This is a genomic window from Salinispora goodfellowii (genome assembly GCF_059570675.1).
Map to the genome: position 1 here is coordinate 22136 of NZ_JCANTD010000019.1, position 22273 is coordinate 44408.

A 22273-nucleotide genomic window follows, 5' to 3' on the forward strand; every position below is an offset into this window, starting at 1 on the left:
GTTCTTTATGTGATGGCGACCTCACCCCGCTGCGTGCGTGGGCCCCGACCGTCCTGGCGTTCCCGCTGGGCCGACCAGGAGAACGACCGGCGACAGCGCCTTCACATGGCCGAGGCTGATGCTTGGCGCCGCCGTGCCGACGAGCTGACCCGGCTGCGGGTCGAGCTCGGCCTGCATGGCTCGGGCCCGCCGAGGGACGCACCGGTGCAACTGGTTCCCGGTGAGGTGGTCCACCGCGTGTTCCCGGTCGTGGAGCTGGTCGAGGCCGCTACCGGGAACGTCGGCCGACTACCCGTGCCCGGGCTGGCGATGGAGCTGGCCGGCATCGATGAGCAGCCGCGTCCGCTGCCACCGGGGATCCGGGCGGTGGAGGTTGGCAGTGGCGTGGTGACCGACCGGCGGGTGGTCTTCCTTGGCCGGGACCGACAACGGGACTGGTGGTTTACGGAGTTGGTCGCGCCGGCCCACCATCGCCGGTCGCCGCTGACCCTGCTGCCCACCGTCCACGGGCCCCCGGTGGCTGGACTGCTGGTGTCGCGTCCGGTGACCCTGACCTTCCGGTTTCACCTCACCCTCGCCTTCGCCGACGGGCTCGGCAACCGGGATGCGGTCGCCGCCTGCCTGGATGAGCTGGTCGCCCGGCACCAGCGTGCCCGGCCGTCGGCGCCCCCGGTCGCCCGGCCGGAGCAGGCCCCGGTGCGGGCCCGGCTGAGCAATGGCCAGTGCGTCAGCGCCGTTGGGGCGGTCGCCGCCTCGGTGGCGGCTGCTTTCGTCGTCACCGCTGGGGTGACGCTGCCGCCGGTACCGATGGCGGGGCTCGACCGGTCCCACCCCAGCGACGCCTCCGGCCCAACCAGCCCCGGACCGCGCAGCCGCCCGGTGCCCCCCGCGTCGCCGCAGCCCGATCCACCCACCGCGGTGCCGCCGCCGGCTGGGGCGGTGCCGACCGCCGTCGCGGCGTTGCCCGGGCCGCACTCCGTTGATCCACCGGCACCGCACCGCGTTGATCCACCGGCACCGCACCGCGTTGATCCACCGGCACCGCGCCGCGTCGATCCACCGGCACCGCGCCGCGTCGATCCGCAGCACCGCGTCGATCCGCAGCACCGCGTCGATCCGCAGCGCCGCGTCGAGCGGCCGCAGCGCGCCGGGGACGGGCGGGACGCCAGCTGCGGGTGGCACTGCGGCCCGAAACGCTCGCACGGCTGGTCTCCGTCGGCCGGTCCAGACGGTCGTTCCAGCCGGTGGGAGCCCGGTCGCGATCGCACCGGGTGGGACGCGACGGTAGACCGGGGCGACGGTCGCCCGGACCGGGCGAAGAATCTGTCGTAGCCCGCTGGCAGGGTCCGAGCATGCTGTTGACTTAGCTGACCGGCGGCGAGCTGCTGTGCGCGGCGGTGCTGCGGCGGGATGGGTCCCCGCAGGGCATGCACCTGTGGAATCGCCTCCCCGGCGGGGTGGAGATCGACCTGACCCGGGAGCAGTTCACGGTGGACGAGATCGTGCAGGAGCCGACCGTGCTGCCGCTGGGGCCGGTACGCCGCTGCGTCCAGCAGCACGCGCTACTCCGGTACCGGGTGCGCAGCCTGCTCGGCCTACCGACCGACGGGGTGGCTTACCCCTGACCCGGTGGCTGGTAGGTGACCGGCGTCTGCGCCGCTTCGTCTATCTCCTCTGGCGTGATCAGCGGGATGACCTCTGCTCTTACTCCCCCTGTCGCCTGGGCGGCGATGCCGAGCGCGGCGGTGGTCATGTTGTCCGGCACCTCGCAGGAGACGAAGAGGTCGTGTTTGCCGATCGCGAAGTACAACGCCTCCACCTGCCCGCCAGCGTTCTCGATCAGCGCCCGGACCACCTCGGCCCGTGCCGTTCCACCCTGTTCACTCAGCCCCGCCATTCCCTGGGCGGTATAGGTTGCCTGGAAGAGATATTTCGCCACGCCGGCACCACCTTCCCGGGCTCCCGCGGCCCGGTCCTCTGGTACCCGCTTGCCACCCGGATACGCCCCGGCCACCTGGCTGTTCGTGGACCGGGTGGCGGCGGCGGGCCGCGGAACTCACGGCCGGGTCCGCGGTCCCGGGCAACCGTGGGTGCGAGTCGTCGTACGCCGGGTGGGTCACCGCTGTGCGGATGGCTGCTGTACGCCGTATCGGAGTAGGACGGTGTCGAAGTTGTCGAAGGTGCGTACGCCGAGGCGTCGGAGCGAGACCGGGTGTTCGAACAGCGGGGTGCCGCCGGCGAGGGCGGCTGGGCCGAGGAGTACGTGGATTTCGTCGATCAGGCCGTGCTGGAGGAGCCCGTTCCAGGTGGCCCGGCTGCCCCAGGTGACGATCTCCCTGCCGTCCTGTCCCTTGAGCTTGGCGATCTCGGTGGGGGCGTCGGCGCGGCTGATGATGCGGGTGTTGTCGGCCCAGGGGTGGTCGGCCGGCGGCGGGGAGGCGTGGTCGGAGACGACCACCTTGTCGACCACGTTGTAGATCTTGGAGAATTCGCGGTCGGCCTCGAAGGCGGAGTTGTCGTCGGCAACACCGGGCCAGTAGCTGGAGAAAGTCGTGTAGGAGTTCGCACCGAGCAGTACGGTGTCGGCCGCCTGGAGCCGTTCGAGGTTGTAGGTGCCGAAACAGTTCTCCATCGGCACTGTCCCGCCGTTTCCGGGGCCGTCGTAGAAGCCGTCCATCGACACGGCACTGACCACGATGAGTTTTCGCATTCCGTTTCCTCTCGGTGCTCGTTCTGCGGTGGCCGGGAGGGAGGAGCGCAGCTGGGCCCTCACCCTCCGCTCGGTCGTCCTGGTTTCGTGGGTGGGACGGAGCGGGGGCGGCGATTTCGACATCGCCACCCGGGGCGGCCACGCCGTGACGAGGAACACCTTCCGGCGGGCTTCGGGGAGTGTCAAATTCGACGGCGGGCTGTCGGTGGGGAGGTCTAGTATTCCTGCGGTTCCGTTCCTTCCTGCGGTTCCGCTCTTTCCTAGCCACCCGCTGCCGATGGCGGGCGCCGTGGCGTGCCTGCACCGCCTTCCTCCGGTCAATCCGACATTAGGAGAATTCGTGACACAACCTTCGGTCGCGTCCCCCCAGCCGGGCGCGACATCGGACAAGCTTGACGCCGCGGTGTTCAAGGTGGCCGGTGTGGTCGTGCTTGGCGCGATCATGTCGATCCTCGACGTGACGGTGGTCAGCGTCGCGCTACCGACCTTCCAGAGCGAGTTCGACGCGTCCTACGCCCGGGTCGCGTGGACGATGACCGGTTACACCCTCGCCCTGGCCACGGTGATCCCGCTGAGTGGGTGGGCGGCCAACCGGTTCGGCACCAAACGCCTCTACATGATCGCCCTGGCCCTGTTCACGATCGGGTCTGGTCTCTGCGCCACCGCCGACACGATCGGCGAGCTGATCGCGTACCGGGTGCTGCAGGGTCTCGGCGGTGGCATGCTGATGCCGATCGGCATGACGATCATGACCCGGGCGGCCGGTCCGCACCGGATCGGCCGGTTGATGGCGGTCCTGGGCATCCCGATGCTGCTCGGACCGATCGGTGGTCCGATCCTCGGCGGCTGGCTGATCGACGTGGCGAGCTGGCACTGGATCTTCCTGATCAACCTGCCGATCGGGCTGCTCGCCCTGGCCTACGCGCAGCTGGCCCTGCCGAAGGACGCCCCGGAGCCGTCCGAGTCGTTCGACTTCCTCGGCATGCTGATGCTCTCCCCGGGGCTGGCGCTCTTCCTCTACGGCGTCTCCACGCTGCCCGAGGCGGGCACCTTCACCGACCCCGAGGTGTGGGTGCCGATGCTGCTCGGCGCCGCGCTGGTGGTCTCCTTCGTCTGCTACTCGTTCAAGCCCCGGCACCCGCTTCTCGACCTGCGGCTGTTCCGGAACCGCAGGTTGACCGTCGCGTCGGTGACCATGTTCGTGTTCATTGTTGCGTTCATGGGCGCCGGGCTGCTCTTCCCGAGCTACTTCCTGCAGGTACGCGGGGAGTCGACCCTGCACGCCGGCCTCCTCATCGCGCCGCAGGGCATCGGTGCGATGGTGACGATGCCGATCGCCGGGACGCTCGCCGACCGGGTGCCGGTGGGACGAACGGTGCCGTTCGCGTTGGTGCTGATCGCCGCCGGGTTCTTCACCTTCACGCAGGTCGGCCCGGAGACCTCGTACCTGTTGATTTGTGGCTCGTTGTTCGTCATGGGCCTGGGCATGGGCGGCACGATGATGCCGATCATGACCTCCGCGCTGCAGACGCTGGCCGGGCCGGAGGTTGCCCGCGGTTCCACCCTGTTGAACATCATCCAGCAGATCGGTGGTTCGGTCGGCGCGGCGGTGATGTCGGTGATCCTCACCAACGAGTTGAACGGATCCCGGCCGATCCCCGGCGTGACCGGTCCGAACGGTGAGCCGGTCACCGAGGCGGGCCTGGCGATCGCCGCCCAGCGGCAGCCGGAACTGGCCCAGCAGGTCCCCGACCCGACGCTCATCGAGCGTGGCCTCGCCTTCGCCGCCGACTCCTTCGCCACCACGTTCTGGGTGGCCTTCGCGCTGGTGCTGCTCACCTTCGTCCCGGCCGCGTTCCTGCCTCGGCGGCGGGAACGGTCGCGGTCCCGCGACGACCAGCCGGGCAGCCAGCCGGGCGAGCCGAGCACGCCGGTGGTTGTCCACTGAACCTCTGGTGTCGGGGTCGCCACCTCTGTGTCGGGGTCGCCGCGGCGACCCCGACACCAGGACATCGCCCGGGTCCACGGGGCCTGATCACCACATCCGCCCGCGTGGGCCATGGTCCAGCACGCCACACCAGGCGGTGCTAACCCGGCCCACCGGCGGCCAGCCGGTAACGTCGGCGCCGCCGACGAGGGGAGGTGCCAGGTGGCGCGCGGTGGTGTCTTCTGTGTCGAGGGCCAGTGGCACCGTGACCTCAACGAGCGCGGTTCCGTCCTACCCACCCTGGAACTGCTGGAGCGACTGAGTCGGATCCGGTTCATCCACAAGGATGCGGCGACCCGGGATGAACTGTTCTACTTCGTTGACCGGTGGCTGCTCAAGCAGTACGCCGACTACCGGGTCGGCTTCTTCGCCACCCATGGGGAGCCCAGCCGGCTGCGCCTGACCGACTGGGAGTCGGTCCCCCTCGCCGACGTGGCCGAGCTGATGGCCGGTCGCTGCGAGGGGCGGCGTCTCTACTTCGGCAGTTGCTCGGTGCTGCGCGCCAACGACGCCGTGCTGCGAGCCTTCCTGGACTCCACCGGTGCGGCCCTGATCTGCGGCTTCACCCGGGAGGTCGACTGGGTGGAGTCCGCCGCCTTCGAGACCGTCCTGCTCGACGTGCTCGCCAACGGGCAGCGGCACAACGCGGCCGAACTGCGCATGGGCTCGGCGCACTGGGCGCCGCTCGCCTCGTACCTCGGCTTCCGGGTGATCTACGCCAACGGCCGTGCCTGGCGCCCGTCGGTCCGCCCCCGGGTGCCGGTTCAGCCCGCCCGGCCGCCGCGCCCGCCGAACACCAGGCCGGCGGTACCGGGTCAGTAGGCGGCGGTGAAGCGGGTGTTCTCGTGTCGTGGGTTCTCGATCTCGTCAACGATCGCGACGGCCATGTCCTGGTAGCTGAGGACCGACCGGCCCTCGTGATCGGTTACCGGATGGTCCCCGCCGGTACGGTAGTGCCCGGTCCGGGCGCCGGGGTGGAACTCCAGCGGCGGAGGCGACACGTACGTCCAGCGCACCCCGTCGGCCGCGGAGCGGTAGTACGCCAGGGCATCGGCCTGGCCCAGCGCCGCGTCCCGGTACTCCTGGGGAAAGTCGGGCTCGTCCAGGAGCCGGTCGCCGCGCGGGGTGCAGAGCGTGGCCCCGCCACCCAGGTGGATGATCCGCGGCGGGTTCGGTGTCTCGCGTAGGGCGCTGACCAGCGTCCGCGCCGCGTCGAGCCAGAGGCCGCGTTCCCCGCCACCGATCGCCACCACCAGCGCGTCCGCCTCCGGGGCCAACTCTCGTACGCTCCGCTCGCTGGTCGCGTCCCCGGTCACCACCTGCACCCCGGCCGGTAGGTACGAGGTGGTGGCCTCCGGCCGACGTACCGCAGCGGTGACCCGGTGCCCGCGGTGGAACGCCTCCTGGGCGATCTGGGAGCCCGCGGTTCCGCCCGCTCCGAAGACGACGATGTTGCCCACGAACCCAGGCTAGGGATGCCGGCCGGCCCGCCGCCGGGGAATGCCTATCCCGGCCGCGCCGACGGCCTCCTCCTCGCCTTCGTCGCTGTCGTCGTTGTCGCTGTGCCGCTTCGGTTGGCGTTGTTGTCGGTGCCGGTCAGTAGCCTGGCGCGATGGCGGATCAGCATGATGGGCTAACCCTCCGCGACGAGGACTGGTATGGCGAGGAGATCGCCGACCGGCACTATATCGGCTGCCATTTCGAGCAGGTCGACCTCACTGAGGCGAACACCCGAGGAACGCTCTTCACCGGGTGCACGTTCGGCAACGTCAGCTTCAACGCCTCCCGACACGTGAACACAGCCTTCACGCGCTGCGTCTTTCGCCGCTGCAACTTCTTCGCCGCCGAGTTCACCGGCTGCAAGCTGGTCGGTAGCACCTTCGACCAGTGTGACCTGCGGCCGTTGACGATCGTTGGCGGCGACTGGTCATTCGTCGCGCTTCCGGGCGCGGATCTGCGTGGTGCGCGCATCGTTGACGTCCGAATGCGCGAGGCCGACCTGATCCGAGCGGATCTGCGCGGTGCGACCGTCACCGGAGTCGACCTGTCCGGGGCGCAGTTGCAGCAGGCGAAGCTGTCCCGCGCCGACCTGCGCGGCAGCGACCTCACCGACCTTGATCCGATCGAGGTCGAGCGGACCGGGGCGATCGTCAGCACTGAGCAGGCGGTGGTGCTTGCCCAGGCGCTCGGCTTTCAGATCGGCTGACCCGGGCCGCCCGGTAGCCGCACCGCGCCGCCCCCGACCGGGGCCGCCCGGTGGTCGTGCCGGCGCTGACCGGAGCGTGTCGGCTGCCGTTGCGTGGACCGGGCGAACCGGTCGGGTGGCCGCGGACCGAGGTAGCGTGAGAGCGGTAGATCGATCACAGAGGATGGGAGTTGCTGATGGTCGAGCAGGTGCAGGACAGCCCCACGGACTGGGTGGCCGACCACATCGCCCGGTACGAACGAACCGACGGCGCGGACGGGCACGAATTTCGTCCCGGCGTGTTCACGCTGCTGCTGACCACCCGGGGGCGACGGAGCGGTTCGCTGCGGCGTACCCCGCTCATTTACGGCCGCGACGGCGACGCGTACCTGCTGGTCGCCTCTCAGGGGGGCGCGCCGAAGCATCCTTTCTGGTACCTCAACCTGCGCGACAATCCACAGGTCGAGGTGCAGGTCGGTGCGGAACGATTCACCGCCCGGGCGCGGCTGGCGAGCCCGGCGGAGAAGCCGCGAATGTGGGCCACGATGGCGGAGATCTGGCCGGATTACGACGACTACCAGGCCCGGACCGACCGGGAGATCCCGGTGGTGGTCCTCGAGCGGAGCTGACCGGTCAGCTTGCCGCCCACTGCGGAGAGCGGGGCGTCGTCGGGCCCGAGCAGCCCGGCGTCCGCTCCCCGCGGTAGCAGGGTGGCCAGGACCAGTGGGCCGGAGCACTGGTTTTCACCCGATCAGGTACGAAGCTGGCGGCCGGGGGTGACGCAGACCTCGCCAGGGGGCACCGTTGGCGTGCGGGACCCATCGCGGTCCCGGGCCACGGCGGCGATCGCCGCCGGTTCCCCGGTCCCATCTGCGGCCGGTGGCGAATCCCAGGACCACGAGGAGCTCCGCCATGCTGACCATGACCGACAACGCCGTGTTGGTGATCCGAGACCTCGCCAATCAGCAGGACGTCGCGAATGACGGCGGGGTCCGGATCGCCGCCGATCCGGAGGAGGGCTCGCTCACGGTGCAACTGGTCGAGGGCCCCGCCGCCGGCGACCAGGTGGTGGACCACCAGGGCGCCCGGATCTTCCTCGACTCGGACGCGGCCGAGTTGCTCGGGGACGCCGCCGTGGACGTGACTGTGGACGAGGAGGGCATCGTGCAGTTCGGCTTTACCGAGCAGCCGTGACCCGAGCTGCCCTCGGTGCGCGCCTGTCCGGGCCGGCGCGGCTGGCAGCCGGTCCCTCGCACCCGAGCGCCCCACCGCTGCGCAGGCGACGGTGGGGCAACGAGCGTACGGCGCCAGACCCGGATCGGTACGTTGCCGCACTCTGGCCGTCTCCCACCAGCGCAGCCGTACGGCGGTACACCAGCGGGGACTTGGCGAGACCGGATCGATGCGGCCGGGTTGGAAGGCCGAAGGGCCGGTCGGCAGACTCTTCCCGCCCAGCCTGGGCGCAAACGGCGGGACAGCGGCGAATTGCGGGGCGGCATCGAGCCGTCTGACCGTTCGGAGCGCGGGCAGCGTCGAGCCCGGTCCGACCGTTCGGAGCGCGGGCAGCGTCGAGCCCGGTCCGACCGTTCGGAGCGCGGGCAGCGTCGTGCCGGCCTGACCGGGCGGGTTCGGGGTATCCGCGGTGGGTGGACCAGCCGGCGATCTCCGACTACGGGTTTCTGTCCGACTGTCGCTCCGGTGCGCTGGTCGGCCGGAACGGCTCCATCGACTGGTGGTGCCCGGACCGGTTCGACTCGCCGGCGGTCTTCGGGCGGCTCCTCGATCCCGCGGCGGGCCACTGGCAGCTGGCTCCGGTCGGCGCGGACCGTCCGGAGTGCCGAGTGGAACGCGCGTACCGACCGGAGACCCTGGTGCTGCGCACCGTCCACCACACGCCGCAGGGGAGCGTCGCGGTCACCGACGCGCTCGCCGCCGAACGTGGGGCGCGGGGGCACCAGCTTGGCCTGAACTCGCCCGCAGTGCTGCTGCGGTGCGTCGAAGGGCTCTCCGGGCGGGTACGGCTGGCGTCGGACTTCGCGCCCCGTCCGGACCACGGACTGCTCACCCCGTACCTGCACGACCAACCAGGCGGGTCGGTGCTGGCCGTGGCCGGAGCGACGGTGGTGGAGCTCTGCGCGGACACGCTGACGCTGTGCGCCGGGACGGACCGGGTGCATACCGAGTTCGAGGTCGCCGCCGGCGAGACGGTCAGCTTCGCGGCTGGCTACCGGGCGGCGTACGGTGCGCCGTCGGTGCGGCTGGACCCGTCGGCCATGCTGGCCGAGACGGTGCAGGCGTGGGAGGCATTCCGGGAGACCCACCGGTACCAGGGGTGCTACCCGGAGCTGGTACGGCACAGCGCGGTCGTACTCACCGGGCTCACCTATGCCCGCAGTGGGGCGGTCGCCGCGGCGCTCACCACCTCGCTGCCGGAGCAACTCGGCGGAGACCGCAACTACGACTACCGGTACGCCTGGCTGCGTGACTTCTCGATGACGCTGCGCGCCCTCTGGGTGGCGGCCTGCCCGGCGGAGGCGTCCCGGCTGTTCACCTGGGCGGCGCATTCGATCGGCCAGGTCGGTGCCGAGCCGGTGCCGGTGCTGTTTGGGCTGGCGGGGGAGCGGGACGTCTCCGAGCGGGTCGCGGAGCACCTGCGCGGGTACGCGGACAGCCGCCCGGTGCGGTTCGGCAACGACGCCTGGCGGCAGCGGCAGCTCGACGTACCCGGTGAGGTGGTGGCGGCGGTGTGGCGCCTGCACCACCTACTCGGCGACCCGCTCGACCATGAGGTGCGCGAGATGGTGTGCGGGCTGACCGAGCAGGTCGCCGAGACCTGGCGGTTGCCGGACCGGGGTATGTGGGAGACCCGGGACGTCGACCGGCACCACCTGTCGTCGAAGGTGCTCTGCTGGGTCGCGTTGGACCGGGCGGTGGCGTTGGCGCCCCGGCTCGGTGAACGCGCGGACCCCCGTCGTTGGGCGACGGTCCGGGACGAGATCCGGGATACCGTGCTGCGGTCCGGATGGAGTGCGCGGGCCGGCGCGTACACCGGTGCGTTCGGCTCCGACGAGCTGGACGCCTCCGTGTTGTTCCTGCCAGTGGTGGGCTTCCTCCCGGCCACCGATCCGCGGATGCGGGCCACGATCGACGCGGTGGAGCGGGTCCTGGGTGCCGGGGGTGGGCTGATTCGACGCTGGGAGACCGACCCGGCCGGCTTCCTGCTCTGCACCTTCCTCCTGGTTGAGTGTCTGGTGCTGGCCGGGGAGCGGGAGCGTGCTGCGGCGCTGTTCGAGCGGGCGGCGGGGTACGCCAACGATGTCGGGCTGCTCAGTGAGCAGATCGCCCCGGATACCGGCGCGCAGCTCGGCAACACCCCGCAGGCCCTGTCCCACATCGGTTTGATCAATGCCGCCTGGCGGCTGACCGACCCGACTACCGACTAGGGCGGCCCGGGCGAGTTGCCGGGCTTCCGTCGAGTTGCCGGGCTTCCGTCGAGTTGCCGGGCTTCCGTCGAGTTGCCGGGCTTCCGTCGAGTTGCCGGGCTCCCGTCGAGTTGCCGGGCACCCGCCGAGTTGCCGGGCACCCGCCGAGTTGCCGGGCTTCCGTCGAGTGGCGGTGACGGCCGAACCCTGGTGCGGGTCGATCGCTCCAAGTAATGTCTTGCCTCCAACGCGTGCCCCCGACCCCTCCCGGAGGCGTACACCACCATGGGTGGCTTCCCCCTGCGCATTCTTGTCGTCGGTGCGGGTCTCGCCGGTCTTGCGGTGGCCCGGGCGCTGCGGATGGCGGGCTTTCGGCCGGATCTGATCGACAAGCTCAGCCCCGATGACCTGGTGGACAGCGGCCTGTACCTGCCGGGTAACGCGGACCGGGCGCTGCGCCAGCTCGACCTGGACGGCCCGGTCCGCCCCCTTGGCCAGGTGATCCACCGGCAGTATTTCCGCGACGCCACCAGCGCGCCGCTCTGCGAGGTCGACCTCGACGCGCTCTGGTCCGGCGTCGGCCGGTGCCGGGCGTTGCTCCGCAGCGAACTGCATCGGGTCCTGCTCAGCGCCGCCGGCGGCGCTGTGCGGCACGGAGTTGGGCTCGACGCCGTTGACCTCTTCCCGACGACTGTCGGCATCACCTTCACCGACGGTGGCACCGCCGAATACGACCTGGTGATCGGCGCCGACGGTCCGCGATCCGAGGTCCGGGCCCTCGCCGCGCTGGGCGGCCCGCCCTGCCCCACCGGTCAGGTGGTCTACCGGGCCGTGGTGCGCGACGGACCACCGGTGGCGGAGTGGACCGCGTTGCTCGGCCATCGGGCCGGATTCCTGATCGTTCCGGTCGGTCCCGGTCGGCTGTACTGCTATGCCGACGAGACCGGCGCCGTCGCGCCGGCTGACCCGATGGCCCGGCTCGACGAGTTGTTCGGCGACTACGGTGGACCGATCCCCGAGGTGCTGGACTGTCTGGACCAGGTGCATGCCACCGTGACCGAGGAGGTCGAGCTGGGCCGTTGGCACCGGGGTCGGGTGCTGCTGGTCGGGGACGCCGCGCACGCCACCGCGCCGACCCTTTCGCAGGGGGCCGCGATGGCGCTCGAGGACGCCGTCGTACTCGCCGAGTCGCTGCGGAGGTCGACCGGTGACATCGACGCGGCCCTGACGGCGTACGAGAGCCGCCGCCGCCCGCGGACCCGCTGGGTGCGGGACCGGACCCGGGACCGCAACCGGACCCGGGACGTCGCACCGGCGCTGCGGGACCCGTTGTTGCGTGGGCGGGGTGGGCGTATTTTCGGCGAGCACTACCGACTGCTCCTGGGACCACTGTGAGTCCATTCGGGTGCGCTCCCCCCGAGGCGGATAGCGGACCCGTGCCCCGGGGCCGGGCAGAGTACCCGGCCACCCCACGCAGCCGGGTGACCTGTCGGGGACTATCCTCCTAGCGGATGACGGCCGCTTACCGCACAGCGCGCCGAGCGGGACAACCGAGAACCGGAGGCCACTCGTGACCACCGTCGCACCCAAGCCGGTCGAGACCCGGCCCTGGCCGGTCCGAGAGCCGGTTCAGGGGTCGGCCCTCGCGCGGCTGCTGCGCACCACGGACGCGAAGCAGATCGGGATCATGTATATGGTCACCGCGTTCGCGTTCTTCATGATCGGCGGGCTGATGGCCCTGATCATGCGGGCGGAGCTGGCGCGGCCCGGGCTGCAGTTCCTGTCGCCCGAGCAGTTCAACCAGCTGTTCACGATGCATGGCACGATCATGCTCTTGTTCTTCGCGACGCCGATCGTCTTCGCCTTCGGCAACTACCTGGTGCCGATCCAGATCGGCGCCCCGGATGTCTCCTTCCCGCGGCTGAACAGCTTCGCCTACTGGCTCTTCCTCTTCGGCGGCACCCTGACCACCGCTGGCTTCATCACGCCGGGTGGCGCTGCTGACTTCGGCTGGTTCGCCTACACCCCGCTGAGTAGCGTGGAGCACTCGCCGGGCGTGGGCGCCAACATGTGGGTCGTCGGTCTGGCGATCTCCGGTCTGGGCACGATCCTCGGCTCGGTCAACATGATCACCACGATCCTGACCCTTCGCGCGCCCGGCATGACCATGTTCCGGATGCCGATCTTCACCTGGAACATGCTGGTCACCAGCCTGCTGGCGCTGCTGATCTTCCCGTTGCTGGCCGCCGCGCTCTTCGCGCTCGCCGCCGACCGCATCCTCGGTGCCCACGTGTACGACCCGGCGACCGGCGGGCCGCTGCTCTGGCAGCACCTCTTCTGGTTCTTCGGGCACCCCGAGGTGTACATCATCGCGCTGCCGTTCTTCGGCATCGTCTCCGAGATCATTCCGGTCTTCTCCCGCAAGCCGATCTTCGGCTACAAGGGCCTGGTCGCCGCGACCGTCGCTATCGCCGCCCTGTCGATGAGCGTCTGGGCGCACCACATGTTCGCCACCGGCCAGGTGCTGCTGCCCTTCTTCAGCTTCCTGAGCTTCCTCATCGCCGTCCCCACCGGCATGAAGTTCTTCAACTGGATCGGCACCATGTGGCGGGGGCAGGTCAGCTTCGAGTCGCCGATGCTCTTCGCGATCGGCTTCCTGGTCACCTTCCTCTTCGGTGGCCTCACCGGGGTGCTGCTGGCCAGCCCGCCGCTGGACTTCCACGTCTCCGACTCGTACTTCGTGGTGGCCCACTTCCACTACGTGCTCTTCGGCACGATCGTCTTCGCCGTCTTCGCCGGCATCTACTTCTGGTTCCCGAAGATGTTCGGCCGGATGCTCGACGAGCGGCTGGCCCGGGTGCACTTCTGGCTGACCATGGTCGGCTTCCACACCACGTTCCTGGTGCAGCACTGGCTCGGCAACGAGGGCTTCCCCCGGCGGTACGCCGACTACCAGGCCATTGACGGCTTCACGACGCTGAACATGATCTCCACGGTCGGCGCGTTCATCACCGGCATCTCGACGTTGCCGTTCATCTACAACTGCTGGAAGTCGTACAAGTCGGGTCCGGTGGTCGAGGTCGAGGACCCGTGGGGGCACGGCAACTCGTTGGAGTGGGCGACCAGCTCGCCGCCGCCGTTGCGGAACTTCGACCGGATGCCACGGATCCGTTCCGAGCGGCCCGCGTTCGACCACAAGTTCCCCGAGCTGGCCGCCGGGCAGACCCTGCCGGCCGGCCCGGCGGAGGGTGGGGTCAAGCTACTGACCAGGGAAGCCGACGGTGGCGCCAGCCACCAGCAGGACGTGGCGAGCGACCAGGACCGCCACTGACGCCTCGCCGTACGCGCACCGACGACGGGCGCCGCTCCGGGGAATCCCCGGGCCGGCGCCCGTCGTCGGTCTTGGACCGGGCGGCAGGGCGGGGCAGGGCAGGGCGGGCGCCGGCCGGGTAGAACCCCACCACCCGCCCCCGGAGTCCCACCGGTGCGGCAACGGCTCACGCAGCGTGGGTCAGCTTGGGCGTGGGAACGGGGGCCAGTGCCTCGGCTTCCCGGCGGCGGCGCAGCTGCACCGGGAGCACCGCCAGGGCGACCAGGGCGCCAACCGCGCCGGTCACGGCGAAGCCCCAGGCCGGCGCGGACGCGTCGATGACGGCTCCGGCCAGCGGGGCGCCGACCGCGACACCGACGGTGATGGCGGAGCCGTGTAGCCCCATCGCCTCACCCCGGGCGTCCGCGGGGGCCAGTCGACTGGCCGCGTCCGAGGTGGCGGCGATGGTGGGGGCGCAGAGGAGGCCGGCGGGGATCAGCACCAGGCTCAGCAGCCACCAGTTCGCTCCGGCCAGCCCGACCGGGATCGTGGCGACGCCCAGCGCCGCCAGCAACACCAGCGGCGACGGGGACCGGGTGATCGCCCCGTACGCGAAGCCGCCGATCAGCGAGGCGAGCGCCCAGATGCCCAGTACGACGCCGGTGAAGCCCACATCGCCGTTGTCGCGCAGGGCCGCGATCACGGCCACGTCCGTGCCGCCCAGCACCACGGTGGCGGCGGCGCTGACCGCCAGCACGGCGACCATCCGGGCGGTGAGCCACTCCCGGCGCGGCACCTTACGTCGCGGGCCGGCCGCCTCGCTGGCGCCCCGGACCGGCGGGTTGAGCAGGAAGAGCCCGGTGCCGGCGGTGACGATGGCGGCGCCCACCAGATACAGCGTGGTCCGGGCGGAGATGGTGGTGACCGCGAGGGTGGCCAGGGCCGGCCCGATCATGAAGGCCAACTCCACCGAGACCGAGTCCAGCGCGTACGCGGGCCGGCGCTCCTCCGCCGGCACGATGGCCGCGATGGACTGGCGGACCACCGCGAAGATCGGCAGTGCCAGCGAACCGGCGAGGAAGGCGGCGGGCAGCAGCAGCGCGTACGGCAACAGCGGCGCGGTGGACCAGAACACCGCCTCGGCGACGGCGGTCAACACCAGCACCGGCCGCAGGCCGCGCCGGTCGATCAGGCGACCCAGCAGGGGGCCGCCGAGGGCCGCGCCGACGGTGATCGCGGCGCCGGCCAGCCCGGCGGCGGCGTACCCCCGGTCGAGGTCCTGGACGACGTAGAACGTCAGGGTCAGACCGATCGTGGTGAGCGGGATCCGGGCGAGCACCGCCACGATCAGTAGGGCCCGGAGACCGGGCAGGGCGAGCGCCGCCCGGTAAGGCTTCAGGTTCACGTCGGTCCGTACCTCCGGGGACATCCTGGCCCGTGGGTCCGGCGTTCACCAACGTGTTTTTGGGCTCATGCGGCCCTGATCACAGGCGTTCCCTCGGTGTTGATCCCGGCCTCGGCGAAGGCCCGTAGTGCCGAGTCGGCCGTCTCGGGCCCGATGGCGGCGGTCAGGTCCAGTTGGACGGTGGTCCGGAACCCCTCCGCGGCGGCGTCCAGGGCGGTGGCCCGGACACAGAAGTCGGTGGCGAGCCCGACGATCTCCACCTGGTCGACCCCGTGTCGCCGGAGCCAGTCGGCCAGGCACTCGCCCTGGCCGGTGTGCCCCTCGAAACCGGAGTACGCCGCGGCGTGCTCGCCCTTGTGGAAGATCACCTCGATTCGGTCGGTGACCAGGTCGGGGTGGAATTCCGAGCCGGGCGTGCCCACCACGCAGTGTGGGGGCCACGAGTCGACGAAGTCCGGCGGATCGCCGAAGTGCGCCCCGGGATCGATGTGGTAGTCCTTCGTCGCGACCACGTGGTCCCAACGGTCCGGCGCGGTGGCGAGGAGCCGGCTGACCCCGGCCGCGACGGTGGCGCCGCCGCCGACCGCGAGCGAGCCGCCCTCGCAGAAGTCGTTCTGCACATCCACGATGATTAGCGCGTTGCCCATGTGCTGCTCCTTCAGTCGGCCGGGATGACCGTGACCGGAATGGCCGGATCGCCGGCGGAGAGCTTCAACCCTTCCCAGGGGATCGAGATCAGGCACTGCCGCAGGTGCTCCCGCGACTCGTCCAGCGTCGGCTGCGTCGCCACCGCACCCCCCGCCAGGTATGTGCGTTGCAGCAGCCGGTCGTTGGGCTGCCGCTCCGGCATGCCCTGCGGCACGATCACCTCCTCGGTGGCGGTGCCGGTCGGCTTGTGCCGGCGGACCGCCACCTTGCGGCCGCCGATGGTGGCCTTCCGCTCGGAGCGCTTGACCACCGGGCGCCCCTCGACCTCGACCAGCTTGTACACCAGGCTGGCGGTCGGTGCGCCGGAGCCGGTGACGACGGCGGTACCCGCGCCGTACATGTCCACCGGCTCGGCGGCGAGCGCGGCGATGGCGTACTCGTCGAGGTCGCCGGAGACGATGATCTTCGTTTCGGTGGCGCCGAGCGAGTCGAGCAGGTCCCGGGACTGCTGCGCCATGACCGCCAGGTCGCCGGAGTCGATCCGGACGGCCCGCAGGTCCGGCCCGACCACCGCGATGGCGTTGCGGATCCCCTGGCCGATGTCGTACGTGTCGACCAGCAGGGTGGTGTCCTTGCCCAGCGTCGCCACCTGGGAGGCGAACGCTGTCCGCTCATCCTCGTGCAGCAGGGTGAACGCGTGCGCGGCGGTGCCGGCGGTGGGGATGCCGTAGCGCTCGCCGGCGGCCAGGTTGGAGGTGAACCGGAAGCCGGCCAGGTAGGCCGCGCGGGCCGCCGACACCGCCGCCTCCTCGTGGGTGCGTCGGGAGCCCATCTCGATCAGGGTGCGTCCGCGGGCGGCGGTGACCATCCGGGTGGCTGCGGCCGCGGTGGCGCAGTCGTGGTTGAGCACCGACAGCACCAGTGTCTCCAGCACGACGCACTCGGCGAACGTGCCCGAGACGGTGAGGATCGGCGATCCGGGGAAGAAGAGCTCCCCTTCGGCGTAACCGTCGATGTCGCCGGTGAAGTGGTAGGCGGTGAGCCACTGCGCGGTGGCGTCGTCCACGACCCCGGTTCGCCGCAGGAAGTCCACCTGGTCCGCGTCAAAGCGGAAATTCCGGATCAGCTCCACCAATCGGCCGCTACCCGCCACCACACCGTAGCGGCGACCGGTCGGTAGCCGCCGGCTGAACACCTCGAACACGCAGCGGCGGTCGGCGGTGCCGTCCCGCAGCGCGGCGCGAACCATGGTCAGCTCGTAGTGGTCGGTCAGCAGCGCGGGGCCCAGGGTGCTCACCCGGCTCAGCCTAGAGTTCGCGCGCGGTCCACGGCGTCCCAGTCCAGGAACATCCGCAGTGCCGGCCGTCACCCGCTCGCGGGCGGGGGCGCCCGCGATGGCGCCGCTCGGTGACCGGTCGGGGTTCCGGTTCCTCGATTCGGCGGATCCGGTGGCACGATGGGGGCATGGCGGCTCCACAGGTTGCACCACTCGAGACGCCGGACACCGACCAGGTGCCGGCGCCCGACCGGCCGTGGGTGACGATCGTTTGGGATGACCCGGTCAACCTGATGGCGTACGTGACCTGGGTCTTTCAGAAGTTGTTCGGCTACAGCCGGGGGCGGGCCGAGCAGCTCATGCTGGACGTTCACCACAAGGGCAAGGCGGTCGTCTCCAGCGGCACCCGGGAACGGATGGAGCACGACGCGTCGCAGCTGCACGCGTACGGGCTGTGGGCGACGGTGGATCGGGCGTGAGTATGTTCCAGCGCTGCAGTGGTCACTACGTGGCCACCTTCGCGGTAGACGAGGTCCGGGTTCTGCGCAAGGTCGCCACCGAGGTGGTCGGCCTGCTCACCGACGCGTTCGACCACGCCGACCCGGTGGTCGTGCGGCTCTTCCCAGAGGTCTACCCGGACGACGCGGCGGACGCCGCCGAGTTTCGTCAGTACACCGAGGGTGACCTGAAGACGGCGAAGATCGACCAGGCCGGCGCGATTCTCGCGGCCCTCCCCGACGACGCCGGTGGCGAGGTCCGGCTCGACAGCGAGGCGGCCGAGGCGTGGCTGCGGGCGCTCAACGACGCCCGGCTGGCGATGGGCGTCCGGCTGGAGATTCGGGACAGCACCGATCTCGGCGCGGAGCTCGATGACGCGGTCGCCACGGACCCGGGGTCCAGCCGGATGTTCCAACTGTCGGTTTACGCGTACCTGGGCTACTTGCAGGAGTCCCTGCTGAGCGCATTGATCGACTGATCGGTGACCGCTGCCACCTCGCCGGCCAGCACCGGCAGACGCTACGCTGGTCGGCGTGCTGAGCATTGACCGGGCGATCGTGGACGCGATCGTCGCCCACGCCCGTCGGGACCACCCGGACGAGGCGTGTGGTGTGGTCGCCGGTCCCGCCGGTAGCGACCTTGCCACTCGGCACATCCCGATGGAGAACGCCGCCCGTTCCATGACGTTCTACGAGTTCGACTCGATGGAGCAGCTGCGGGTGTGGCGGGAGATGGACGACCGGGACGAGGCGCCCGTCGTCATCTACCACTCGCACACTGCGACCGAGGCGTACCCATCGCGCACCGACGTCTCCTTCGCCGGTGAGCCCGACGCGCACTACCTGCTCGTCTCCACCCGTGAACCCGACTCCGAGGAGATTCGCTCCTTCCGGATCGTGGCTGGCGTGGTGACTGAGGAGAAGGTCCGCATCCTGGACGCCGGGGTGAACCAGCACGCCGTGCAGTCCTACATGTTCGGGCAGAGCCCGGCGACGGTCGACTACGAGTGTTCTGGCCGCTGACTCCAGCGCGGTAACACCCCACTACGTCCCGTCACCATTTCGGCATTTCCCGACCGAGGAGCACTGCATCATGGCCATCGAAGTTCGTATCCCCACCATCCTGCGCAGCCACACCGGCGGTGCGAAGATCGTCGAGGGGGCCGGCGACACGCTGGGCGACCTCTTCGCCGACCTGGACAGCCGGCACGACGGGCTGAAGGGCCGCCTGGTGACCGACACCGGCGCGCTGCACCGGTTCGTGAACGTCTACATCAACGACGAGGATGTCCGCTTCCTGGGTGCGCTGGAGGCCAAACTCAACGACGGCGACAGCGTGACCATCCTGCCGGCCGTCGCGGGTGGGGCCCTCGGCTCCGCCGCGGTGGCCGTTCCCCGCGGCCTGCGCGCCGGGTCGCCAGCCGCCCGCTGAGGGCGCGGCCCCGTGGCGCGCTACGACAGTCTGCTGGACGCCGGTGGCGGAACGCCCCTGGTCGGGCTGCCCCGGCTCGCGCCGGCGGTGCCTGCTGGGGCGCCGCCGGTGCGGCTGTGGGCGAAGCTGGAGGACCGCAACCCGACCGGCAGCGTCAAGGACCGGGCCGCGCTGTTCATGGTCCGCGCGGCCGAGGAGGCGGGCCAGCTCCGGCCGGGCGCCACGATCTTCGAGCCCACCAGCGGGAACACCGGTATCGCACTGGCCATGGTGGCGAAGCTGCGCGGGTACCGGCTGGTGTGTGTGATGCCGGAGAATGTCTCCACCGAACGGGTGCAGCTGCTGCGGATGTACGGGGCGGAGATCATCTTCTCGCCGGCGGCGGGTGGCTCGAACCAGGCCGTCGCCACCGCCAAGCAGATCGCTGCCGAGCACCCCGACTGGGTCCTGCTGTACCAGTACGGAAACGAGGCCAACGCGAAGGCCCACTACCAGACCACCGGCCCGGAGCTGCTCCAGGACCTACCCACGATCACCCATTTCGTGGCCGGACTCGGTACCACGGGCACGCTGATGGGCACCGGCCGCTACCTGCGCAAAAAGGTGGCGGGAGTCCAGGTTGTGGCCGCCGAGCCGCGCTACGGCGAGCTGGTGTACGGGTTGCGCAATATCGACGAGGGGTACGTACCGGAGCTGTACGACGCCTCGGTGCTCACCCGGCGCTTCTCGGTCGGTACCCGGGACGCCGTGCTGCGGACCCGCCAGCTGGTCGAGGTGGAGGGGCTCTTCGCCGGGCTCTCCACCGGTGCGATCCTGCACGCGGCGCTGGCGGTGGCGCACGAGGCGGTTCGGGAGGGGTGCCGCGCCGACGTGGCCTTCGTGGTCGCCGACGCCGGCTGGAAGTACCTCTCGACCGGAGCGTACGACGGCACTCTGGCCGAGGCGGAGGAGGCGCTGGAGGGGCAGCTCTGGGCCTGAACCACCAATTGGGACGGTGTCACGTTCATGACACCTTTCCGGGGATGATTCATGCGTTCGGGTAGCCGAGCGTAGGCTGCGCACCGTGGCGTACACGGCGGTTGGGACAATGCTCTGTGGAGAGGCAACCGGCCCGGACACTGCAGAACGTGACAGCGAGACGACTCAATGCGACTGACGGTGTTGGGTTGCGCCGGGACCTTCCCCGGCCCGGACTCGCCCTGCTCGGCCTACCTGGTCGAGGCCGCGGGCTTCCGGCTTCTGGTCGACTTCGGCTCCGGGTCGCTGTCGACCCTCCAGCGCTACGTGGGGCTCCACGCCCCCGACGCCGTCCTCCTCACCCACCTGCACGGTGACCACTTCCTCGACGCCGCGCTCTACGTGGTGGTTCGCCGGTACGCCCCGGACGGCCCCTACCCGCCGCTGCCGGTCTACGGCCCGGCGGGCACACCGGAGCGGCTCGTCGCCCTCGGCGGAGCGCCGGACGACACCGTCGAGGATGTGTACCAGTTCTCCGCCCTGACCCCGGGTACCTTCCCGATCGGCCCGCTGACCGTCACCGTCGACCGGGTCAACCATCCGATCGAGACGTACGGGGTCCGGCTGGAACACAACGGTCGGGTGCTCTGCTACTCCTCCGACACCGCCCCCTGTGAGGCGCTGCTGCAGCTGGCCCAGGGAGCCGACGTGTTCCTCTGCGAGGCGAGCTACCTCGACGGGGTGGACAACCCGCCGGATCTGCACCTGACCGGCGGGGAGGCCGGCGAGGTCGCCACCAAGGCCGGCGTCGGGCGGCTGCTGCTGACCCACCTCGTGGCGGCCTGGGGCAGCGAGGCGCAGACCGTCACGTCCGCCGCCACCGCCTACGCCGGCCCGCTCGAGGTGGTCCGGCCGGGCGCACGCTACGAGGTCTGACCGGCGCGGGCCGGCCCGCGTTTCGGCGGGCCGAGCCGACGGGGGGCACCCCGGGGCGGGCCGCCCTCGCCACCACATAGGGTGCAGACATGGCGCGACCTGACGGGCGGCTGCCCGACCACCTCCGACCGGTGACCCTGACCCGCGGCTGGAGCACCCATCCCGAGGGCTCGGTGCTGGTGGAGTTCGGCGCCACCCGGGTACTCTGCACCGCCAGCGTCACCGAGGGGGTGCCCCGCTGGCGCAAGGGCTCCGGGCTCGGCTGGGTCACCGCCGAGTACGCCATGCTGCCCCGCGCCACCAACACCCGCTCCGACCGGGAGAGCGTCAAAGGGCGGGTCGGCGGGCGAACCCACGAGATTTCCCGGCTGATCGGCCGCAGCCTGCGCGCGTCGATCGACCTGAAGGCGCTGGGCGAGAACACCGTCGTGCTGGACTGCGACGTGCTCCAGGCCGACGGCGGCACCCGTACCGCCGCGATCACCGGCGCGTACGTGGCGCTGCACGACGCGGTGACCTGGCTCGCCACCCGGCGTTCCCTCGCCGGTCGGCCGGAGACGGTGATGCACCGCTCGGTGGCGGCGGTGAGCGTCGGCGTCGTCGCCGGTGAGCCGCGGCTGGACCTCAACTACGCCGAGGACGCGACCGCCGAGGTCGACCTGAACGCGGTCTGCACCGGCGCCGGTGACTTCGTGGAGGTGCAGGGCACCGGTGAGGCGGGCGTCTTCAGCCGGGGACAGCTCGACGCCCTGCTCGACCTGGCCGTCGCCGGCTGTGTGGAGTTGGCCGAAGCGCAGCGGAAGGCGCTCTCGTGAGGGCGGCTCCGCTGCTGGCTCCCGTGGTCGTGAACGAAGGTGAGACCGCATGAACAAGGTCCTGCTCGCCACCCGTAACCGGAAGAAGCTCATCGAGCTGCAACGCATCCTCGACGGGGCCCTGGGCGCGCACCGGATCGCCCTGATCGGTCTCGACGACGTCGAGGCATACCCGGAGCTGCCGGAGACCGGCCTGACCTTCGGTGAGAACGCGCTGATCAAGGCCCGGGAGGGGTGCCGGCGCACCGGGTTGCCCACCATCGCCGACGACTCCGGCTTGGCGGTGGAGGCGCTCAATGGCATGCCCGGTGTCTTCAGTGCCCGCTGGGCCGGCCAGCACGGTGATGACCATGCCAACCTGCAGCTGGTGCTGAACCAGCTCGCCGACGTGCCGGACGAGCATCGGGGCGCGTCCTTCGTCTGCACGGTGGCCCTGGCGCTGCCCGGCGGCAAGGAGCACCTGGTGGACGGCCGGCAGCCCGGTCGCCTGCTGCGGGAGCCGCACGGCGACGGTGGCTTCGGCTACGACCCGATCTTTCGTGGCGACGGGCAGGACCGGACGAACGCCGAGCTGACGCCGGCGGAGAAGGACGCGGTCAGCCACCGCGGCAAGGCGCTGCGCGAACTGGCGAAGCTGGTCGCCAAGGTGTTGCCGCCGGCCTGACCGGCCACCCTGCCGAGCGGCCATCCGGA

Annotated in this window: 23 protein-coding genes and 1 pseudogene; 18 read left to right on the forward strand and 6 right to left on the reverse strand. The window is 70.9% G+C overall.

The genetic code is table 11. The features are described from left to right. Window positions 1-9: 9 nt before the first annotated feature. Together T398_RS17475 and T398_RS17480 are read left to right on the forward strand one after the other, a co-directional pair. Window positions 10-1332 (forward strand): hypothetical protein, encoded by a 1323-nt coding sequence (locus tag T398_RS17475; RefSeq protein WP_496448245.1) that lies wholly within the window; start codon window positions 10-12, stop codon window positions 1330-1332. Between the two features lie 35 nt (window positions 1333-1367). Then, window positions 1368-1625 (forward strand): annotated as a pseudogene (locus T398_RS17480) (YunG family protein); the annotation flags it as partial. Here the strand turns inward: T398_RS17480 and T398_RS17485 are convergent. Together T398_RS17485 and T398_RS17490 are read right to left on the reverse strand one after the other, a co-directional pair. Continuing rightward, window positions 1616-1939 carry a GYD domain-containing protein gene (locus T398_RS17485; RefSeq protein WP_496448246.1) on the reverse strand — a complete coding sequence of 108 codons (324 nt, stop codon included), beginning with the start codon at window positions 1937-1939 and terminating at the stop codon, window positions 1616-1618. The pseudogene T398_RS17480 and the gene T398_RS17485 sit on opposite strands and share 10 nt — an antisense overlap. A gap of 177 nt (window positions 1940-2116) precedes the next feature. Next, on the reverse strand, window positions 2117-2710 hold the full coding sequence (locus T398_RS17490) for a dihydrofolate reductase family protein (protein WP_496448248.1): 594 nt from the start codon (window positions 2708-2710) through the stop codon (window positions 2117-2119). Between the two features lie 340 nt (window positions 2711-3050). On the opposite strand from T398_RS17490, the gene T398_RS17495 reads away from it, so the two are divergent. Both T398_RS17495 and T398_RS17500 read left to right on the forward strand, forming a co-directional pair. Then, window positions 3051-4658 (forward strand): DHA2 family efflux MFS transporter permease subunit, encoded by a 1608-nt coding sequence (locus T398_RS17495; protein WP_496448249.1) that lies wholly within the window; start codon window positions 3051-3053, stop codon window positions 4656-4658. A 201-nt stretch (window positions 4659-4859) separates the two neighbouring features. Further along, window positions 4860-5519: a DUF6642 family protein gene (locus T398_RS17500; protein ID WP_496448250.1), complete on the forward strand. Its 660-nt coding sequence runs from the start codon at window positions 4860-4862 to the stop codon at window positions 5517-5519. Here T398_RS17500 and T398_RS17505 read toward each other — a convergent pair. Next, the gene (locus tag T398_RS17505) at window positions 5513-6157 is read right to left on the reverse strand and encodes an NAD(P)-dependent oxidoreductase (protein ID WP_496448252.1); all 645 of its coding nucleotides are present in this window, start codon (window positions 6155-6157) and stop codon (window positions 5513-5515) included. The two genes, T398_RS17500 and T398_RS17505, sit on opposite strands and share 7 nt — an antisense overlap. Before the next feature lie 152 nt (window positions 6158-6309). Here T398_RS17505 and T398_RS17510 point away from each other — a divergent pair, with 152 nt between their 5' ends. From T398_RS17510 to ctaD, 6 genes are all read left to right on the forward strand, one after another. Next, a complete protein-coding gene (locus T398_RS17510; protein WP_496448253.1) occupies window positions 6310-6903 on the forward strand; it encodes a pentapeptide repeat-containing protein in 594 nt (197 codons plus the stop codon). 176 nt (window positions 6904-7079) lie between these two features. After that, entirely contained in the window at window positions 7080-7511 is a 432-nt protein-coding gene (locus T398_RS17515; protein ID WP_496448255.1) for a nitroreductase family deazaflavin-dependent oxidoreductase, read from the forward strand. 283 nt (window positions 7512-7794) lie between these two features. Beyond that, the gene (locus T398_RS17520; protein WP_496448257.1) at window positions 7795-8076 is read left to right on the forward strand and encodes an adhesin; all 282 of its coding nucleotides are present in this window, start codon (window positions 7795-7797) and stop codon (window positions 8074-8076) included. A 452-nt stretch (window positions 8077-8528) separates the two neighbouring features. Further along, the gene (locus T398_RS17525) at window positions 8529-10325 is read left to right on the forward strand and encodes a glycoside hydrolase family 15 protein (RefSeq protein WP_496448258.1); all 1797 of its coding nucleotides are present in this window, start codon (window positions 8529-8531) and stop codon (window positions 10323-10325) included. Between the two features lie 264 nt (window positions 10326-10589). After that, on the forward strand, window positions 10590-11699 hold the full coding sequence (locus T398_RS17530; protein WP_496448260.1) for an FAD-dependent monooxygenase: 1110 nt from the start codon (window positions 10590-10592) through the stop codon (window positions 11697-11699). Window positions 11700-11874: 175 nt separating this feature from the next. Then, window positions 11875-13635, forward strand: coding sequence for an aa3-type cytochrome oxidase subunit I (gene ctaD, locus T398_RS17535; RefSeq protein ID WP_496448262.1), 1761 nt, complete (start codon window positions 11875-11877; stop codon window positions 13633-13635). Window positions 13636-13801: 166 nt separating this feature from the next. On the opposite strand, the gene T398_RS17540 is transcribed toward ctaD, so the two are convergent. From T398_RS17540 to T398_RS17550, 3 genes are read right to left on the reverse strand one after another with little or no spacing between them, the layout of a single operon-like run. Then, the gene (locus tag T398_RS17540) at window positions 13802-15043 is read right to left on the reverse strand and encodes an MFS transporter (protein ID WP_496448264.1); all 1242 of its coding nucleotides are present in this window, start codon (window positions 15041-15043) and stop codon (window positions 13802-13804) included. Window positions 15044-15084: 41 nt separating this feature from the next. Then, the gene (locus T398_RS17545; RefSeq protein ID WP_496448266.1) at window positions 15085-15666 is read right to left on the reverse strand and encodes a nicotinamidase; all 582 of its coding nucleotides are present in this window, start codon (window positions 15664-15666) and stop codon (window positions 15085-15087) included. Window positions 15667-15677: 11 nt separating this feature from the next. Beyond that, window positions 15678-16964 (reverse strand): nicotinate phosphoribosyltransferase, encoded by a 1287-nt coding sequence (locus T398_RS17550; protein WP_496448268.1) that lies wholly within the window; start codon window positions 16962-16964, stop codon window positions 15678-15680. A 167-nt stretch (window positions 16965-17131) separates the two neighbouring features. On the opposite strand from T398_RS17550, the gene clpS reads away from it, so the two are divergent. The 8 genes from clpS to rdgB all read left to right on the forward strand — a co-directional run bounded on the left by clpS (window position 17132) and on the right by rdgB (window position 22244). After that, window positions 17132-17422, forward strand: a complete 291-nt coding sequence (gene clpS / locus T398_RS17555) for an ATP-dependent Clp protease adapter ClpS (RefSeq protein ID WP_018218759.1) — start codon at window positions 17132-17134, stop codon at window positions 17420-17422. 2 nt (window positions 17423-17424) lie between these two features. Further along, window positions 17425-17919 (forward strand): DUF2017 domain-containing protein, encoded by a 495-nt coding sequence (locus T398_RS17560; protein WP_018812891.1) that lies wholly within the window; start codon window positions 17425-17427, stop codon window positions 17917-17919. A gap of 55 nt (window positions 17920-17974) precedes the next feature. Further along, complete coding sequence (locus T398_RS17565) at window positions 17975-18463, forward strand: M67 family metallopeptidase (protein ID WP_496448270.1); 489 nt, start codon at window positions 17975-17977, stop codon at window positions 18461-18463. Between the two features lie 70 nt (window positions 18464-18533). After that, window positions 18534-18872, forward strand: coding sequence for a MoaD/ThiS family protein (locus T398_RS17570; RefSeq protein ID WP_496448272.1), 339 nt, complete (start codon window positions 18534-18536; stop codon window positions 18870-18872). 12 nt (window positions 18873-18884) lie between these two features. Continuing rightward, window positions 18885-19850, forward strand: coding sequence for a PLP-dependent cysteine synthase family protein (locus T398_RS17575; RefSeq protein ID WP_496448273.1), 966 nt, complete (start codon window positions 18885-18887; stop codon window positions 19848-19850). A 168-nt stretch (window positions 19851-20018) separates the two neighbouring features. After that, window positions 20019-20765, forward strand: a complete 747-nt coding sequence (locus tag T398_RS17580; protein WP_496448275.1) for an MBL fold metallo-hydrolase — start codon at window positions 20019-20021, stop codon at window positions 20763-20765. Window positions 20766-20854: 89 nt separating this feature from the next. After that, the gene (gene rph / locus T398_RS17585) at window positions 20855-21580 is read left to right on the forward strand and encodes a ribonuclease PH (RefSeq protein ID WP_496448276.1); all 726 of its coding nucleotides are present in this window, start codon (window positions 20855-20857) and stop codon (window positions 21578-21580) included. A gap of 49 nt (window positions 21581-21629) precedes the next feature. Further along, on the forward strand, window positions 21630-22244 hold the full coding sequence (rdgB, locus tag T398_RS17590; protein WP_496448277.1) for an RdgB/HAM1 family non-canonical purine NTP pyrophosphatase: 615 nt from the start codon (window positions 21630-21632) through the stop codon (window positions 22242-22244). The last annotated feature ends 29 nt before the right edge of the window (window positions 22245-22273 follow it).